General features: G+C 73.3%; 16 protein-coding genes. 8 read left to right on the top strand and 8 right to left on the bottom strand.

Annotated elements, in window-relative coordinates:
• Positions 1-161: 161 nt before the first annotated feature.
• Positions 162-917, bottom strand: a complete 756-nt coding sequence (locus tag BM085_RS02480; protein WP_093885405.1) for an rRNA methyltransferase — start codon at positions 915-917, stop codon at positions 162-164.
• A 317-nt stretch (positions 918-1,234) separates the two neighbouring features.
• On the opposite strand from BM085_RS02480, the gene BM085_RS02475 reads away from it, so the two are divergent.
• Entirely contained in the window at positions 1,235-1,642 is a 408-nt protein-coding gene (locus BM085_RS02475; protein WP_093885404.1) for a pyridoxamine 5'-phosphate oxidase family protein, read from the top strand.
• Positions 1,643-1,925: 283 nt separating this feature from the next.
• Positions 1,926-2,924, top strand: a complete 999-nt coding sequence (locus BM085_RS02470) for a zinc-dependent alcohol dehydrogenase family protein (RefSeq protein ID WP_093885746.1) — start codon at positions 1,926-1,928, stop codon at positions 2,922-2,924.
• 15 nt (positions 2,925-2,939) lie between these two features.
• Here BM085_RS02470 and BM085_RS02465 read toward each other — a convergent pair whose 3' ends face one another.
• Both BM085_RS02465 and BM085_RS02460 read right to left on the bottom strand, forming a co-directional pair.
• On the bottom strand, positions 2,940-3,173 hold the full coding sequence (locus BM085_RS02465; RefSeq protein WP_093885403.1) for a DUF1918 domain-containing protein: 234 nt from the start codon (positions 3,171-3,173) through the stop codon (positions 2,940-2,942).
• A 67-nt stretch (positions 3,174-3,240) separates the two neighbouring features.
• On the bottom strand, positions 3,241-3,819 hold the full coding sequence (locus tag BM085_RS02460; RefSeq protein WP_143120771.1) for an Rv1733c family protein: 579 nt from the start codon (positions 3,817-3,819) through the stop codon (positions 3,241-3,243).
• A gap of 429 nt (positions 3,820-4,248) precedes the next feature.
• Here BM085_RS02460 and BM085_RS02455 point away from each other — a divergent pair, with 429 nt between their 5' ends.
• Positions 4,249-4,725: a universal stress protein gene (locus BM085_RS02455; RefSeq protein WP_093885401.1), complete on the top strand. Its 477-nt coding sequence runs from the start codon at positions 4,249-4,251 to the stop codon at positions 4,723-4,725.
• Between the two features lie 70 nt (positions 4,726-4,795).
• On the opposite strand, the gene BM085_RS02450 is transcribed toward BM085_RS02455, so the two are convergent.
• Complete coding sequence (locus BM085_RS02450) at positions 4,796-6,841, bottom strand: right-handed parallel beta-helix repeat-containing protein (protein ID WP_093885400.1); 2,046 nt, start codon at positions 6,839-6,841, stop codon at positions 4,796-4,798.
• Between the two features lie 331 nt (positions 6,842-7,172).
• Here BM085_RS02450 and BM085_RS02445 point away from each other — a divergent pair, with 331 nt between their 5' ends.
• Entirely contained in the window at positions 7,173-8,132 is a 960-nt protein-coding gene (locus BM085_RS02445) for a DUF5996 family protein (protein ID WP_093885399.1), read from the top strand.
• On the opposite strand, the gene BM085_RS02440 is transcribed toward BM085_RS02445, so the two are convergent.
• Positions 8,077-8,700 carry a TetR/AcrR family transcriptional regulator gene (locus tag BM085_RS02440; protein WP_093885398.1) on the bottom strand — a complete coding sequence of 208 codons (624 nt, stop codon included), beginning with the start codon at positions 8,698-8,700 and terminating at the stop codon, positions 8,077-8,079. The genes BM085_RS02445 and BM085_RS02440 overlap by 56 nt on opposite strands.
• Before the next feature lie 70 nt (positions 8,701-8,770).
• Between BM085_RS02440 and BM085_RS02435 the strand changes: the two genes are divergently transcribed.
• Entirely contained in the window at positions 8,771-9,349 is a 579-nt protein-coding gene (locus BM085_RS02435) for a dihydrofolate reductase family protein (RefSeq protein ID WP_093885397.1), read from the top strand.
• A 124-nt stretch (positions 9,350-9,473) separates the two neighbouring features.
• The gene (locus BM085_RS02430; protein WP_245789075.1) at positions 9,474-9,872 is read left to right on the top strand and encodes an alpha/beta hydrolase; all 399 of its coding nucleotides are present in this window, start codon (positions 9,474-9,476) and stop codon (positions 9,870-9,872) included.
• Positions 9,873-9,979: 107 nt separating this feature from the next.
• Here BM085_RS02430 and BM085_RS02425 read toward each other — a convergent pair whose 3' ends face one another.
• Positions 9,980-10,999, bottom strand: coding sequence for a helix-turn-helix transcriptional regulator (locus BM085_RS02425; protein WP_093885396.1), 1,020 nt, complete (start codon positions 10,997-10,999; stop codon positions 9,980-9,982).
• A 168-nt stretch (positions 11,000-11,167) separates the two neighbouring features.
• Between BM085_RS02425 and BM085_RS02420 the strand changes: the two genes are divergently transcribed.
• Positions 11,168-12,337, top strand: a complete 1,170-nt coding sequence (locus BM085_RS02420) for a winged helix DNA-binding domain-containing protein (RefSeq protein ID WP_093885395.1) — start codon at positions 11,168-11,170, stop codon at positions 12,335-12,337.
• Between the two features lie 114 nt (positions 12,338-12,451).
• Here the strand turns inward: BM085_RS02420 and BM085_RS02415 are convergent, their stop codons facing one another.
• The gene (locus BM085_RS02415) at positions 12,452-13,093 is read right to left on the bottom strand and encodes a TetR family transcriptional regulator (RefSeq protein WP_093885394.1); all 642 of its coding nucleotides are present in this window, start codon (positions 13,091-13,093) and stop codon (positions 12,452-12,454) included.
• A 66-nt stretch (positions 13,094-13,159) separates the two neighbouring features.
• Here BM085_RS02415 and BM085_RS02410 point away from each other — a divergent pair, with 66 nt between their 5' ends.
• Positions 13,160-15,172, top strand: coding sequence for a HelD family protein (locus BM085_RS02410; RefSeq protein WP_093885393.1), 2,013 nt, complete (start codon positions 13,160-13,162; stop codon positions 15,170-15,172).
• A 153-nt stretch (positions 15,173-15,325) separates the two neighbouring features.
• Here BM085_RS02410 and BM085_RS02405 read toward each other — a convergent pair whose 3' ends face one another.
• Positions 15,326-15,712, bottom strand: a complete 387-nt coding sequence (locus BM085_RS02405) for a VOC family protein (RefSeq protein ID WP_093885745.1) — start codon at positions 15,710-15,712, stop codon at positions 15,326-15,328.
• Positions 15,713-15,732: the final 20 nt, after the last annotated feature.

Genomic DNA, 15,732 nt, shown 5'->3' with positions numbered 1-15,732 from the left:
CGAGACGAGTCGTCTCGGCAAGCGATGCCAACTATGCCCGTTCGCAACCGTCTCGTCAAGACGATCCGTCTCGTCTTGTGCTGTGGCGGGTTCGATCCCCCGGCGGACGCGGCGAGAGCCGGAAACGCCGCGCGTCGCCGCGCGGCTCGTCACTTGTCCGGTCAGTCCGTGAGGTGATCGCCGAGTTGATCGGCGGTGAGGAGCGCGACCGCCCGGGTGCCCACCTTGAAGGACTCGCTGGCACGGATGCGCCCGCCGAGCGGGACCTTCCGCCCGCGCGCGGTCACGACGACCACCGCCCGCTCGGTGAGCACCGGAGCCAGCGCCGCCAGCATGCCCGGCACGCCGGTGTCGCCGCCACTCCCCTGCCACGCGGTCTGCTCGCCGTAGGGCACGTCGGTGATGACGATGTCGGGCGCGTACCCGGCGGCGGCCTCCAGCAGCTCGCCCCGGTCGAAGACGTCCGCGCGGCGCACGTCGTGCGGGACGTCCCCTCCCCCGGCGGCGAGCATCCGGCCGATCCGCCCGGCCGCCTCGGCGGCGGCGGCGTAGGAGGGCTTGGCGAACCGCTCGGCCCTCTCCCGCAGGACGCCCGCCCGCGCCGACAGACCGGCCTGGCCGAGCAGGTCGAGGTTGGCGCGCGCGATGCGCAGGGCGTCGTCGGAGACATCCGAGGCCAGCAGCGCCTGGATCCGGTCACGATGGAGAAGCCCGATCACGGTCAGCAGGTATCCGCTGCCGCAGCACGGATCCCATACCGTCGCCGGTCCATCGCCGCCGCGCAGGGCCAGGGCACGCTGGAACGCCTCGGAGGCCAGCCGTACCGGGAAGGCGGGGAATCCGGGCGCCGAGTGAAGCACCGCCCCGCTCGCGAGGTCTTCGTAGTCTCCCCGGACGGTCGCATGGCGATACACCAACCTGGCTCTCCCTCCGCTCACCGAGAGGACCGCCGACGCGGCTGAGCCCGCCGGAGACCGGATGCGGCGCGAGCACGCGCCACCAGCTGTGACCCTACCGGTTCCGCCTGCCGGTCAACCGGGTGGCGCGGACCGCGGGGACGCGGCGGGGAAGCCGTTCCGCGAGGCCGCCCGGTACGGCACGAGCCGCCGGCCGGGACGGCGCGCGGCGGTGACCGCGGGCCGCCGGCAACCTCGCGCGGCCGAAGGCCGATCGCCCGGAATGAGGGGACCTTCGGCCCTGCCCGCAGGCGGGTCGCCCGGCCAGCCTGGAGGGTATGAACCGTGATTCGGCCGGACTGCACGTGCTCTCCAGGCAGGAGTGCATCGATCTGCTGGCCTCGACGCCGATCGGACGGATCGTCTTCACCGACCGGGCCCTTCCCGCGGTGCAGCCGGTCGGCTTCTGCATCGACGGGGAGGACATCGTCATCCACACCGGTGCGGGCTCCAAACTCGCCGCCGCCACCCGTGACGCCGTGGTGGCCTTCGAGGCCGACGACTTCGACCCGCAGGCGCACACCGGCTGGTCGGTGACCGCCGTGGGCCGCGCGCGAGCCGTGTGCGACCCTTCGGAGATCGCCCGGCTGTCGGCGCTGCCGCTGACGACATGGGCACCCGGCGACCAGGGGCATTTCATCACCGTACGGACCGAACAGGTCTCCGGCCGTCGCATCCGGCGGTAATCCGATCGCCCACCCGCGTCCGGTGGGCTCGCGGCGCTGACGCCCACGATCTCCTCGCGATCGTCCGCCCCGGCCCGTACATCTGCGCGGAACGGCACGACGGCGGGCTCCTCTCCTTCCCCCTCTCCGGCTCCCGGGGCCGCCACCGTGCCGGCCGGTCTCCGGGGGTCTGCGGCTCCCGGGGCCGCCATCGTGATGGAATGCGGGTATGGGAGGATCCGGCAGGACAGGCGATCACCGGCCGCCGCATCCGGCAGGCCCCGCGGCCACCGGGACGCGCGAGATGGACGCCTGGGTGGTCGCCCGGCCCGGCCCGATCACCTCACATCCCCTGGAACGGGCCCGGCTCCCGGTCCCCGCGCCGGGGCCCGGCGAGGTGCTCGTCGAGGTCGAGGCGTGCGCGGTGTGCCGCACCGACCTCCATCTCGCCGAGGGCGACCTGCCCCCGCGCCGTCCCAGGACCGTGCCCGGCCACGAGGTCGTCGGCCGCGTGGCGGCGGCCGGCCCGGACACGGTACGGTTCGCACCCGGCACCCGGGTGGGTGTGGCCTGGCTCCGCTCGACGTGCGGTCGCTGCCGCTACTGCCGCCGGGGCATGGAGAACCTCTGCCCCGCCTCCACCTACACCGGCTGGGACGCCGACGGCGGCTACGCCGGATATCTCACCGCCCCCGAGGACTACGTCTACCCGCTCCCCGAGGACGCGCCGGCCGAGAAGCTCGCTCCCCTGCTGTGCGCCGGGATCATCGGATACCGCGCCCTGCTCCGCTGCGACCTGCCCGCCGGCGGCCGGCTGGGCATCTACGGCTTCGGCGCCTCGGCCCACCTGACCGCCCAGATCGCCATCGCCCAGGGCGCGACCGTGCATGTCCTCACCCGGTCGGCCGGAGCGCGTGAGCTGGCCATGACCCTGGGAGCGGCCTCCGCCGGCGGCGCGGCCGACTCCCCGCCCGAACCGCTGGACGCCGCGATCCTGTTCGCACCGGCCGGCGAGCTGGTGCCCGTCGCGCTGGCCGCACTGGACCGGGGCGGCACCCTCGCCGTGGCGGGCATCCACCTCAGTGACATCCCGGCGCTGGACTACCGGCGCCACCTGTTCCAGGAGCGGACGCTGCGCAGCGTCACCGCCAACACCCGCGCCGACGGCCGGGGGTACCTGGAGCTCGCCACGGCGTATCCCCCGCGTGTCGCGACCGTCGCCTACCCCTTCGACGCGGCGGACCGGGCGCTGGACGACCTGGCCGCCGATCGCTTCGAAGGCGCCGCCGTGCTCGTCAGGTAGCCCGGACCTCGCCGGTCACGGCGTCGTGATCGGCGCCCGGTTCCGCTCCTCGTCCAACGTGTTCCCGCCGGTCATCACGTGCGCGTCGGGACCGGGGAACACGAGGCTCTCATGATCGGCGCCCGTCCACCGCACCACGTAGGGCGGGGAGCCGTCCGGGTGGCGCAGTTCCAGGATCACGCCGACCCGCCGGACCTCGCCGTGCCGGGTGCCCTCGACGACCAGCTTGTCTCCTACCGACGCCTTCATCGTGCTCTCCTTCCGACGTTGTCATCCACGCGGCAGTCGCCGCCGCCCTCCCGGGAGGGCCCCGCGCTCAGGCCTGCCGTGGCCGGCGCCACCGCTGGTCGGCGAGGGCCCAGGCCCGCTCCCACTCGGCGTCACGGCGCCGGTTCAGCAGCCCCCGCGCACCGGCGAGGCAGAGCAGCAGGACCGTTCCGGCCCCACCGGCCACCGCGATCGCGGCGACGGCGCTGTCGGCGACCGTCTTCATGTGACGCTGCGGGGGCGCCGTGAGCCTGCCGCTCCCGTCGATCCAGACCTGGGTGCGGGAACCGGCGGGCGTGCTCGGCGGGAGCACCACCTGGCCCGTCCGCGGGCTCCCCTCCGGAGCGGTCCACCGCACCGTCCGCGGCCGCCATCCCAGGCCGTGCGCCGGGTCCACGACCACGGCGACGACCGCCTGCCGGTGACCGGGACCGGCGAGCTCGGCCTGGAGGCCCTTCGCGTAGACCTGCCGTCCGAGTCCGGCCGCCGGCCACAGGAAGGCCATGAAGATCATCAAGCTCACCAGCACGATCACCGTGTCGATCCGGTCCGAGCACCTGCGCAGCGGATTGCCGTCGAAGCGGTGAAGACGCAGGCAGCGCATCGCCCAATGGGCATGGGTACGCATCGGGCCCCCTCCTGCCACCGATATGCACACTCTCACGCTCCGGCCCGCGCGCCCGGCGTCGCCAGGGTCTTTGGACGTGGCCATCCGGGACCTTCGGCCTCACCGCTTGCCGGCCGGTACCTTCTATTCTTCCCCCGCCCGCCCGCACGACACCGTACGGCGGTGCGGACGTGTCCGCCGGTAGGTTCACCGTGCCGGCCGGCACGGCTTCCGGCCGCCGAAAAGTCCGCCGGGCGGGTCCCGGATCCCCTCTGTCCCACCCCTGTACGGCTTGCGCTTGTTAAGCGTTATGCATAGCCGTACCCCGATAGGGACCAAGGGCTGGCCGAATAGGGGTCGTGCGCCTCTGGGAGAGTCCGCCCGAGGCCGTCAGAGTGTCTGCGCACCCCCTTCGCTCAAGGAACGTCCGAGAAACGGAGCCCGACCGAGATGTCTCTCCCCGCGTCACGCCACGTCGTCGTCGCCCTCGACGGCTCACCGTGTTCCATCGCCGCACTCCGCCGCGGCGCGGCCGAGGCGGACAGAACGGACGCGCAGCTGGTGGTCGTCCACGTCCTGCGGGACGGGCCCGAGGGTCCCGCCGGCGAGCGGGAGCGCCTCAGCGCGAGCGAGAGGGAGACGGAGGCGCTCATCGCCGCCACCCTCCGGGGCGGGCCCGCCGCGAGGGCGCGCACGGTCGTCGCCTACGGCGACCCCGCCCGGGTGATCACCCACCACGCCAGGCACGCCGACCTGCTGCTGGTCGGTGCCGGGGGCGACGGGACAGCCCTGAACGGCTCGACGCTCGACCCCGTCCTCCAGGACGGCACGTGCCCCATCCTGGTCTGCTCGTCCTCGGACACGGCGGACAGGATGTCGTGGACGGTCCGGCTGCCCGCGCGCTCCCACGGCCGGCCGCTGTCCTGACCCGCGGGTCGCCGGCGCCTCCCGCGACGGCGCGGCTGGGTCTGCACCGGACGATCGTCGCGGGCGACGGTCAGGGGTGGCCGTCGAGACCGTGGTCGCGTTCCCAGCGGCCGCCGGAGGGGGCGGTGTCGAAACGGGCCGCGGCGACGGCGTTGCCCGCCAGGTCGTTGTCCTCCACCGCGCCCGCCACGCAACTGCCGTCGGTGGTGATCCACAGCCCGTGGGTCTGCGTCTTGGGATCCTGGTTGTCCCAGACGCGGTTGCCGCGGATCGTGGGGCTGAGGACCGGCGCGTTCAGGCTGATGCCGGCCCGGATCGCGGGAGTGCCCGGCAGGCTGTACGGGGTGCCCGGCGCGGGGGGATCGCCGCTCCAGGCCGTCGTCACGCCGGGGCGGAAGGGGGCGAGGACGAGTTCGGTGGCGGTGTTCGCGGCGACGACCGCCGTGCGGGCGCCGACGGTGAGCAACTTGCCGCGGTGCCCGTCGGCCGGCCAGGCGGCCGCGGCGTCGGTCAGGGACGTGGCGGTGTAGGTGACGCCGGCGCCCCCGCCGGACGCCGCGGGTGCCGCCCGGCCCCCGTTGTCGCGGATCCGGTTGTCGAGCAGGGCGGCGTCGACGAGGGTGCCGTCGACCCGGATGCCGTCGAGGGCGTTGCCCCAGATGTCGTTGCCGTCGAGGACCATCTCGGTGGAGGCGTGCGCGGGACCGCCGGGCAGGTTGTGCTGCCGGTAGCCGTGGCGGCCGTTACGGCTGATGCGGTTGCCCTCGACGGTGTAGCGGCCGGGTGTGTTGCCGATGCTGATGCCGTCGCGGACGTTGCCGTCGACGACGCAGCCGACGACGATGCCTCCCCGCCCGGCGACGGAGGTGCTGCCCAGGCCGGAGACGTCGTAACCGGCCACCTGGTTGCCGATCATGGTGCAGGCGGCGACGATCAGCCCGTCGGCGCCCCAGTCGGAGATGCCGTACCTGTTGCCCTCGGCGTGGCAGTTGGTGATGCGGATGCCGCGGGGCGGGGTCCAGTCCCGGTCCTGGAGTTCCAGGAAGACGCCGTTGGTCCCGTTGCCGACGGCGGTGCAGCCGGTGATGGTGAGCCGTTCGACCGCGCCCCAGCCGCCGATCCCGATGCCGAGACCGGCCCCGCCCAACTGCTTGCCGCTGTCCAGCCGTCCGCAGCCGATGGCGACGATGCTCTCCACCACCGTGTCCTGCAGGAAGTCGCAGCCGAAGCCCGAGGCGGCGGTGTGATGGATGTACAGGTTGCGGAACCGCCCCCGGAGCACGTACTGCATGCCCAGCCCCTTGGCGAGCACGTCGTACTCCGCGAGCGCCACGCCGGAGCCGTCGATCTCGAAGTCGGCGAAGGTGCAGTCGGCGAGATGGTTGTCGGGGCCGGCGCCGTGCTGGATGGCGGTGAAGAAGGCCAGCGGTGTCGGGTCGGCGGGATTTCCGGAGTTCGACAGGACGAACCGGGTCGCGCCCGGACCCGCGCCGATGAGGGACAGCCCGCTCCGCCACACGGTGCCGGAGTCACGGATGGAGTAGACGCCGGGCGGGCAGTGGATGACGCGCGGCCGGCCGTCGGCGGCGCAGGCCGCGCCCGCCATGTCGACCAGCTCCGCCAGGGCCGGCTGGTCGTTCGTGACACCGTCACCGGTGAGGCCGTGCTCGCGGGCGTCGTAGACGAGGGAGTCCACCGCGCCGGCCGCGTGCCTCCGGGAGCCGTCCGCACCCGCCGGACGGTCTCCGGGAGGGTCGTCGCCGGCGGCGCGCGTCCTGCCGGCGAGGGCGGCCCCGGGCAGGGAGACGGCCGGTTCGGCGGCGGGGAGTTCCAGGAGGTAACTGCGGCCGGGGGCGTCGGGCCACCGCTCGGTGACGCGATAGGCCCAGCTGGAGGGGGTGACACCGGCGGCGTCCGTGGCCAGCAGTTCGAGGCTGAAGCGGCCGGAGTCGTCGAGCCGCGCCTCGATCCCGCCGAGGACGATGAGGCCGTGCTCGGCGCTGGTGAGGGCGTCGGGCTCCGGCTCGATGAGCACGCTGCCCCGGCGGGGCTCGCCGTCGGGGGTCAGATACTGTCCGGTCACGACGACGGTCTGCAGGCCTCCGGGCAGAGACATCCCGGTCTCCTCTCGGCGAAGCTGGGCGCGCCGGGCGGCGTGGGAGGCGAGAACGGCGGGCCGGTGTGCCGGCTACGGCGATGCCGGTGGGCGACAGTCCTCGGCGTCACCCATCCCAGGGACCGGCCGGCCCGGGCCGTCCGGTCATGGTCTCCGTTCCCTCCTTTGGCATGGAGTAAGCGCAGATCAGCGGGGGAGCCGGAGCGATTGATCACTTTGAGTCATGATATGACTACTTTTAGCGGAGAAATATGGAGGCATGCGCACCTGCACTCCCGTCGGGAGTGCGCCGGAGGCGGTGAACGCCGAGCGGAGAAGTGAGGGGGCGGCGATGGAGTGGTTTCCCGCGATGCCACTGGAGGACTGGATCGGCACGAAGGAGACCGTGCACCGGTTCACGCAGATCGTCGGCAAAGTACGGCTCGCCGCCAGCGCCCGCCGCAACCACTGGTGGAACGTCCCCTTCCATCTGACCGGGCGGGGCATCACCACCCGCCCGTCAGGGGGCTTCGGCGGCATGCCGGTCTTCACCGTCGACTTCGACTTCGTCGGCCACCGGCTGATCGTCAACCGGCTGGACGGGCACGGCGTGAGCTTCAGCCTGATCGGCCAGTCAGTCGCCTCCTTCCATCGGAACCTGTTCGAAGCCCTGGAGGACCTGGGCGTCGAGGTCGAGATCGAGGCCGTGCCTTTCGGGCTCACCGACGGCACGCCGTTCGCCCGCGACACCGGGCACGCCGACTACGATCCGGCGCTGGTCACCCGGTACTGGCAGATTCTGTCCCAGGTCAACCTGGTGCTGGAGCGCTTCTCCGCGGAGTTCTGCGGAAAGATCAGCCCGGTGCACCATTTCTGGCACACCTTCGACATCGCCGTCACCCGCTTCTCCGGCCGCTCGGCCGGCCCGGAGCCCCAGGCCGACCCCGTCACCAGGGAGGCCTACTCCCGGGAGGTCATCAGCAGCGGGTTCTGGTTCGGTGACGACGCGATGCCCTGGCCGGCGTTCTACTCCTACACCGCGCCCGAACCGGCGGGCCTGGCCGAGGAGCCGCTCCGTCCCGCCCAGGCCGCCTGGCTGCCACAGCGGGGCAGCCACCTGGCCGTCCTGCGCTACGACGACGCGCGCGCCCACGACGACCCCGTCGCCACCGTGCTGGACTTCCTCGAAAGCGCCTACCAGGCGGGCGTCCGGCGGGCCCACTGGGATGCGGAGCTGCGCGTCAGCCCGCCCGGGGTCACCGACCCGGTCCTGGAGCGGGAACCCCCGCAGGCGCCGGCGGGCAGGGCGTAGCCGGGAGAGCCCGCTCCACGGCCGCCGCCACCAGGTCGCGGACCTCCCGCTCGGTGAAGATCTCCGGCAGCGTGAGCTGCTCCACGATCAGCCAGTTCAGCGCGAGGTAGAGCAGCAGCACCGAGGTGGCGTCGCCGGGCATGCGGGACTCCCCGTGGTTGCTCAGGTTGGCGTCGATGTCCGCGCGCACCCGCTCGGTCAGCACGGCACGTAGCTCCGGCCGCCTGGTCGCCTCCAGACGCAGTTCCAGCAGGGCCAGGTAGCCGGTGCGGAACGCGGCGATCCGCCCCACCAGCTCGTACATGAGCTCGGTGAGCGTGGCCCGGTCGTACGCTCCGTCGGCGGCCTTGGCCATCGTCGGCGCGTCGGGCTGCAGCCGCTCGTAGATCCGGCCGCCCGCCTGGGTGAACAGGTCGTCGCGGCTGGCGAAGTAGTTGGACGCGGTGCCCGCAGGCACCCCCGCCTCCACGTCGACGGCACGGAAGGTCAGCCCCCGCGCGCCCTCCCGCGCCAGCACCTCGATGGCCGCGTCGACCAGCGCCGTACGCCTTTCAGGGTTCTTCCGCATTGACACCACTCCATCTGTAGTACTACAGTCAAATCACTTCACTCATAGTACTACATACGGAGTTTTTGGTATGCGAAAGCTTGTCTACTACGTCGGCGTCTCCATCGACGGCTACATCGCCGGCCCCGGCGGCGAGTGGGACTTCTACCCGCTCGCCGCCGACATGATCGCGTGGATAAACGCGCGCTACCCGGAGACCGTCCCCACCCATGTCCGCCCCCACGCGGGCATGCCGGTCGAGGAGCCCAACAAGTCCTTCGACACGGTCGTGATGGGCCGCGGCACCTACGAGCCCGCGCTGGCCGCCAACGTGACCAGCCCCTACGCCCACATGCGCCAGTACGTCGTGTCCACCACCCTCGGCGAGATCACCGACCCGTCGGTCGAGCAGGCCACCGGCGACCCGGTCGACCTGGTCAGGAAGCTCAAGGCCGAGGAGACGGGCATGGACGTCTGGCTGGCCGGCGGTGGCACGCTGGCCGCCGCCCTCCTGCCGGAGATCGACGAATTGATCATCAAGAGCTACCCGGTGGTGGCGGGCGCGGGCATCTCCGCCTTCTCCGGCGAGTTCCGTCCCACCCTGTTCTCACCCACCCAGACCGAGACTTTCAGCAACGGCGCCCGGGTCACCTGGTTCACCCGCTCATGACCCCGCCACGGGGCCCCGCCACTCGCGCGCAGAGCGCCTGGGGCGGGAGCAGTGGCAGCGCTTCCGGGAGGGCGTCCCCGAGGCCGAGCGCGACGGTGACCTGCTGGCCGCCTACGCGCGGCTCGTGTCCGACCCCGATCCCGCCGTGCGGGATCGGGCCGCTCACGACTGGACGGCGTGGGAGGACGCGGTGATCTCCCTGGAGGTCAACGGCAAGCCGAACGCCTACAGCGACCGGCCCCCCGCCGCCCTGATGGCCCTCGTCCGCATCTGCAGCCACTACTTCTCCAACGCCGCCTGGCTGGAGGAGGGCGTCCTGCTGCGCGAGGCGCACAGACTGGCGGGCATCCCCGGGGTGCTCATCCACGGCCGCTTCGACCTGGGCAGCCCGCTGGAGAACGCCTGGCAGCTGGCCCAGGCCTGGCCCGACGCGCGGCTCGTCGTGGTGGACGACTCGGGGCACACCGGCAGCCCCACCATGGCGAAGGCGGTTCCCGCCGCCCTGGACGGCTTCGCGGGCTGACGCCGCGCCAGGACGCCCTCAGTGGCGTGCCCGGGCTGCCGGCACCGGAGATCCACGGCGATCCGGGGCCTCCGGCCGGCGCCCCCGCCACACCGGGACGCTCGGCCTCACCGTGGTAGCGGGCCGTCCGCGTCGCGCGGGCCGTCGTCCCCGGCGGGGCGCCGGGAGGGCCCGTCCGCCGCGCGGGTGACCCGGGCGCCCAGCCCGCGCAGGTATTCGACGAGCTCCGGCGGCTCGTGGACCTCGAACTCGCAACCGAGCATGGCCAGCCGGAACGCCGCCCACTCCAGGGCCTCGGGACGGCCGCGCAGCCGGCAGCTGCCCTCGTCGATCGGCTCCAGATCGCCCGGAGAGCCGCCCAGGCGCCTCGCGACCTCCTCGACCGGCGCGTGCAGGGTCGCCACCGCCCGGTAGGTGGGGGTCAAGCTGTTGAGCTTGCCGGTGACGTAGGCGGCCGCGTCGTCGGCGGGCAGCTCGCGCGGGGTGATCCGCGCGCCGGTCGGCCGCGGCTGCCGGATGCGGTCGACACGGAAGATCCGCCAGTCGTCGCGGTCGTTGTCGTAGGCGACCAGATACCAGCGGCGTCCGGCCGCCACGAGGCGGTGCGGCTCGGCCAGCCGGTTGCTCTCGGCCCCCTCCCCCGACCGGTAGCCGAAGCGCAGCCGCTCACGGTTGGCGATCGCCGCGGCCAGCACGGTCAGATCCTCGGGATCGACGGTCGGCCCGCCCCCGGACGGCAGCGGGACGGTGGCGGTGTTCAGGGCGCCGACCCGGTGCCGCAACCGGGAGGGCAGCACCTGTTCGAGCTTGGCCAGAGCCCGTACGGAGGCCTCCTCGATGCCGTCCACGGGATGCCCGGCGGCCGTGCGCAGGCCGACCGCGATGGCCACCGCCTCCTCGTCGTCGAGCAGCAGCGGCGGCATGGCCGCGCCCGCGACCAGGCGGTAGCCGCCCACCGCGCCCATGCTCGCCTGTACCGGGTAGCCCAGCTCGCGCAGGCGGTCGATGTCACGGCGGATGGTGCGCGGGCTGACCCGCAGCCGCTCGGCCAGCTCGCTGCCGGGCCATTCACGCGGGGTCTGGAGCAGGGAGAGAAGGCTCAGCAGCCGCGCCGGAGTGTCGCTCATGGTTTCCAGGATGCCATCCGTCTAGGACAGTAGCTGTCCTAGCTGAGCTCTAGGGTCGGACACGACGCCGCATCGCGGCCCGGAAGGGACCACGGTCCCGCCGGCCGTACCCGACGTCGCGTCCGGCGGTGCGGCGGCCGGGCGCGACCACCGAAGGAGTTGTGCCCGATGAGCATCCCCACGCGCCAGGAGACACGCCTGTCATGGAGCGAGGTCAGCGCCAGGCGCCTGGAGCGGCACGCGCTGTCGGCCCCCGTGCGGGACGCCCGGCCGGCCGACGTCGTCGCCGTCATGTGCGGCGCGCACGCCCAGGTGCTGTCCGCCGCGGAGCTGTCCATCGGGCTCCGGATCTCCGGCCTCACCCGCACGGACGTCCAGCAGGCCCTGTGGAGTGAGCGCAGCCTGGTGAAGACGTTCGGGCCCCGCGGCACCGTGCACCTGCTGCCCGCCGGTGACCTGCCCATGTGGACCGGCGCGCTGTCCTCGCTCCCCTCCGCCGGCGGCCACACCAAGAACGCGCGGATGACGCCCGAGCAGACCGACGAGGTCGTGGCGGCGATCGCGGTCGCGCTGCGGGACGCCGAGCTGACCGCCGACGAGCTGAGCGAGGCGGTCGTCGCGGCCACCGGCCCCTGGGCCGGGGACCTGGTCATGCCGGCGTTCCAGGGCATGTGGCCGCGCTGGCGTCAGGCCCTGGCCACGGCGGCGAACCGGGGCGCGCTGTGTTTCGGGCCCAACCGGGGCCGGAAGACCACCTACACCAGCCCGCAGCGGTGGCTGCCCGGCTTCCGGCCCGCCGGCGAGGCCGACGCCCTCGCCGGCGTCGTCCGGCACTACCTGCACGCCTACGGCCCTGCCACGCCGGCCCAGTTCGCGCAGTGGCTGGGCGCGCCGCGGCGGTGGTCGTCGGAGCTGTTCGCCTCCCTGGCCGGTGAGCTCCAGCGGGTGGAGGTCGACGGCGATACGGCGTGGCTGGCCGCCGGAGACACCGCGATGCCCTCCACGCCGCCCCGGGGAGTGCGGCTGCTGCCCTACTTCGACGCCTACAGCGTCGGCTGCCATCCGCGCGAGCGGCTGTTTCCCGGCCGGGCCGCCGAACGCGCCCTGGCCGGCGGCCAGGCCGGGAACTTCCCCGTGCTGCTCGTCGACGGGACGGTGGCCGGAGTCTGGCACCTGCGCCGCTCCGGCCGCAGGCTCGACATCACGGTGGAGCCGTTCACCCCTCTGGCCGCGGCTCGGCTCCAGGAGCTCGACGAGCAGGTTGAGCGGGTCGGGGAGTTCCTCGAAGGCGTCCCCCGGCTGACGGTCGGCACCGTGACCGTGGGCGCCCACGCATAGGCCGGCGCCCGCCTGGGGACGTCTTCCCCGACCCGCGGCCGCGGGTCTTCGCCCGGGACGGCGACGTTCCCCAACGGGGCTCCGGGCTCCAACGGGGCTCCGTGCTCCCGGGCTCTAACGGGGCTCCATGTCCCCGGGCGCCCAGGCCGCGCCCAGGCCGTTCCGTACCAGGGCGAAGGCGTGCCTGGCGGCACGGACGGCCTCGGGGTGGACCCGCGCGGCCGTCTCCCCCGCGGCGAGCCTGCGCCAGTTCCGGCGGGCCAGCACGCGCTGCACGGCGAGCACCTCACCGGCCAGGAGGGGCGCGGTCAGGTCGTCGGCGCCCTCGGCGAGCGCCTCGGCGAGCGCCTCCTCGTCCATGGCCATGTAGTGGAACAGGCGGGCCGCCAGAGTGGGGGTGGAGAAGACCATGTGGTGATAGGCGAGCACCTCCGCGTGGTCGTTGAGGCCGGTGACGGGGTCACGCCGTTCCAGCCCGGCCAGGAAGTGGCGCTCCAGCGCGTCCAGCGGCCCCTCCTGCGGCCCGCGCCGCCGCACGACGCGCGCGGCCTCGCCCTGGTGGTCGGCGATCCGGTGCAGGACCAGGTCCTCCTTGGTGGCGAAGTATTTGAACAGGGTCGGCTTGGAGACCTCCGCGGCCGCCGCCACCTCGGCGACGGACACCGCGCCGAAGCCCCGTTCCAGGAACAGCGTGATCGCCGCCGTGGAGATCGCCTCGTGGATCCGCTGCCGCTTGATGTGCCGAAGTCCTGTCACGCGTTCATCCTACAAGACTGTTAACCTGGTTAATAAATTAACCGAGTTAAGACTTGGCGGTGTGGGATGACCCTGCTGGACGACGAGAAGGCCTACCTCGCACGCTGCGAGACGGCACTGCGCAGGATGCTCGACGGCGCCCGCCTGAACGTGGTCATCGGCGAGCAGGTGGCGGGCGACCGCTACAGCGCCGAGCGGCTCGGACGGCACCTCAAGAGCCTCGCCAAGGAGCTGGACGAGGAGCCCGACGGCCCGCCGTTCTTCGGCCGCCTCGACTTCGGCTCGGACCCCTCGGCCGGCGACCACCGCGCCCAGCGCTACTACATCGGCCGCCGGCACGTCTCCGGCGACGTGGGACAGCAGCCGATGGTGATCGACTGGCGCGCCCCCGTCTCCCGGGCGTTCTACCGGGCCGGCGCCCGCGACTCCCAGGGCGTCGCCGTACGCCGGCGCTTCGGCTGGGCGGGCAGGACGCTGACCGGATTCGAGGACGAACGGCTCGACCTCGGCGAGGACCTGGGAGCCGCGAGCCGGATCGTGACCGCCGAGATCGAACGTCCCCGCGTCGGCCCGATGCGGGACATCGTCGCCACCATCCAACCCGAGCAGGACGAGCTGGTCCGCGCCGGCCTGGAGGAGTCGATCTGCGTCCAGGGAGCCCCGGGGACGGGCAAGACCGCCGTCGGCCTGCACCGGGCCGCCTACCTGCTCTACGCCCACCGGCAGCGGCTCGAACGCGGGGGCGTGCTGGTCCTCGGCCCCAACCACGCCTTCCTCGGCTACATCTCGGCGGTGCTGCCGGCGTTGGGCGAGGTCGACGTCGAGCAGACGACCGTGGACCGGCTGCTGGCCCACGCCCCGATCCAGCAGGTGGACGGCGACGCCGCCGCGGCCGTCAAGCACGACGCCCGCATGGCGGACGTGCTGCGCCGGGCCCTTTACGGGCGGGTGCGCAGGCCCGCCGAGCCGCTCACCGTCCCCGACGGCTCCTATCGCTGGCGCGTGTCGCAGGAGGATCTCCGCCGCATCGTGGACGACACCCGGCGCGAGGCTCCGCCCTACGCCGTCGGACGCGAGCGCGTGCTCTCCCGTACCGTGGCCGCGCTGCGACGGCAGGCCGAGGCGCGCGGGCAGACCGCCGGCGCCGCCTGGACACGCAAGATGGGCAGGGCCGTCACGCCGTTCCTGGACGCGGTGTGGCCCGCCGTACGACCGCACGAGGTCGTCGCGGAGCTGCTCGGCGACCCCGCCGCGCTCGCACGCGCCGCGGACGGGACGCTGACGCCACGGGAGCAGGCGGCGATCACATGGGGCAGGCCACCGCGGACGTTCAAGAGCGCCAGGTGGTCGGCGGCCGACACCGTGCTCATCGACGAGGTCGCCGGCCTGCTGGAACGCCCGCGGAGCTACGGTCACGTGATCATCGACGAGGCCCAGGACCTGTCGGCGATGCAGTGCCGGGCCGTCGCCCGCAGGAGCGAGCACGGCTCGATCACCGTGCTGGGCGACCTGGCGCAGGGCACGACGCCGTGGGCCGCTCGCGACTGGCGGGAACGGCTGGCGCATCTGGGCAAGCCGGAAGCCCAGGTGATCGCGTTGACGACGGGTTTCCGCGTGCCCTCGGACGTGGTCGCGCTCGCCAACCGCCTGCTCGGGGCGCTCGAGGTGGACGTGCCGCCGACGCGCTCCTTCCGGACCGACGGCCGGCTCCGCGTCGAGGAGGTGTCCGACCTGCCGCAGGCCACCGTCGCCGCGGTGCGCGACGCCCTGCGCCATGACGGCTCGATCGCCGTCGTCGCCGCCGACGCCGCCGTGGAAAGGCTGGCGGCGGCTCTGTGGAACGCGGGCGTCACGATCGCCGAGGCCGGCGAGACCGGCGGCGGCGCGCGGGTGACCGTGGTGCCCGCGACGATGGCCAAGGGCCTGGAGTACGACCACGTGGTGGTGGCCGAGCCGGCGGAGATCGTCGGAGCCGGGGAACGGGGCCTCAACCGGCTGTACGTGGTGCTCACCCGCGCCGTCTCCCGGCTGGACGTGCTGCACTGCCGCCCCCTGCCGCCGCAGATGGCCGGCGCGTGAGGCGACCGGCGGCGCGGGAGAGGCGGCCGGGACGGGAAAAGGGCCGCCCCTCACCGGGACGGCCCCGCCTTGGACTCGCGCTCAGATCCGGCGGTGACGTCGGGTCGGCTACCCGGTCCGGCCGCGACAAACCCCCAGCGAGCCCCGCAACGATCAGCCCACCTGGTGCAGGCCGATGAGGTTGCCGCAGGTGTCGTCGAACACGGCGCTGGTCACCGACCCGGCCTGCACCGGTTCGGCGGTGAACACCACGCCCAGGCGTGTCATCCGGGCGTACTCGGCATGGATGTCGTCGGCGGCGAACGTCGCGGCGGGGATACCCGCCTCGAAGAGCCCCTGCTGATAGGTCTTGGCGATCGGGTTGCCGTTGGGTTCGAGGAGCAGCTCCACACCGTCCGGCCCGGCGGGCGAGGCCACCGTCAGCCACCGGGCGCCCCCGAGCGGGATGTCCTGCCGCTTCTCGAAACCCAGGACCTCGGTGTAGAAGGTGAGAGCCTTGCTCTGATCTTCGACGAAGACGCTGGCCACCGCGATTTTGATCACGTTTCCTCCTGATCCTC

The sequence above is a fragment of the Streptosporangium canum genome (assembly GCF_900113865.1).
In the GTDB taxonomy this organism is placed as follows: Bacteria; Actinomycetota; Actinomycetes; order Streptosporangiales; family Streptosporangiaceae; genus Streptosporangium; species Streptosporangium canum.
Note: the sequence above shows the minus strand (reverse complement) of the source record. Positions and strands in the feature narration are given on the sequence as shown.

Coding starts and splice junctions, on each gene's coding strand:
- BM085_RS02475 (WP_093885404.1), top strand. CDS start 1,235: ATGAACCGTGATTCGGCCGGACTGCACGTGCTCTCCAGGCAGGAGTGC.
- BM085_RS02470 (WP_093885746.1), top strand. CDS start 1,926: ATGGACGCCTGGGTGGTCGCCCGGCCCGGCCCGATCACCTCACATCCC.
- BM085_RS02465 (WP_093885403.1), bottom strand. CDS start 3,173: ATGAAGGCGTCGGTAGGAGACAAGCTGGTCGTCGAGGGCACCCGGCAC.
- BM085_RS02460 (WP_143120771.1), bottom strand. CDS start 3,819: ATGCGTACCCATGCCCATTGGGCGATGCGCTGCCTGCGTCTTCACCGC.
- BM085_RS02455 (WP_093885401.1), top strand. CDS start 4,249: ATGTCTCTCCCCGCGTCACGCCACGTCGTCGTCGCCCTCGACGGCTCA.
- BM085_RS02450 (WP_093885400.1), bottom strand. CDS start 6,841: ATGTCTCTGCCCGGAGGCCTGCAGACCGTCGTCGTGACCGGACAGTAT.
- BM085_RS02445 (WP_093885399.1), top strand. CDS start 7,173: ATGGAGTGGTTTCCCGCGATGCCACTGGAGGACTGGATCGGCACGAAG.
- BM085_RS02440 (WP_093885398.1), bottom strand. CDS start 8,700: ATGCGGAAGAACCCTGAAAGGCGTACGGCGCTGGTCGACGCGGCCATC.
- BM085_RS02435 (WP_093885397.1), top strand. CDS start 8,771: ATGCGAAAGCTTGTCTACTACGTCGGCGTCTCCATCGACGGCTACATC.
- BM085_RS02425 (WP_093885396.1), bottom strand. CDS start 10,999: ATGAGCGACACTCCGGCGCGGCTGCTGAGCCTTCTCTCCCTGCTCCAG.
- BM085_RS02420 (WP_093885395.1), top strand. CDS start 11,168: ATGAGCATCCCCACGCGCCAGGAGACACGCCTGTCATGGAGCGAGGTC.
- BM085_RS02410 (WP_093885393.1), top strand. CDS start 13,160: ATGACCCTGCTGGACGACGAGAAGGCCTACCTCGCACGCTGCGAGACG.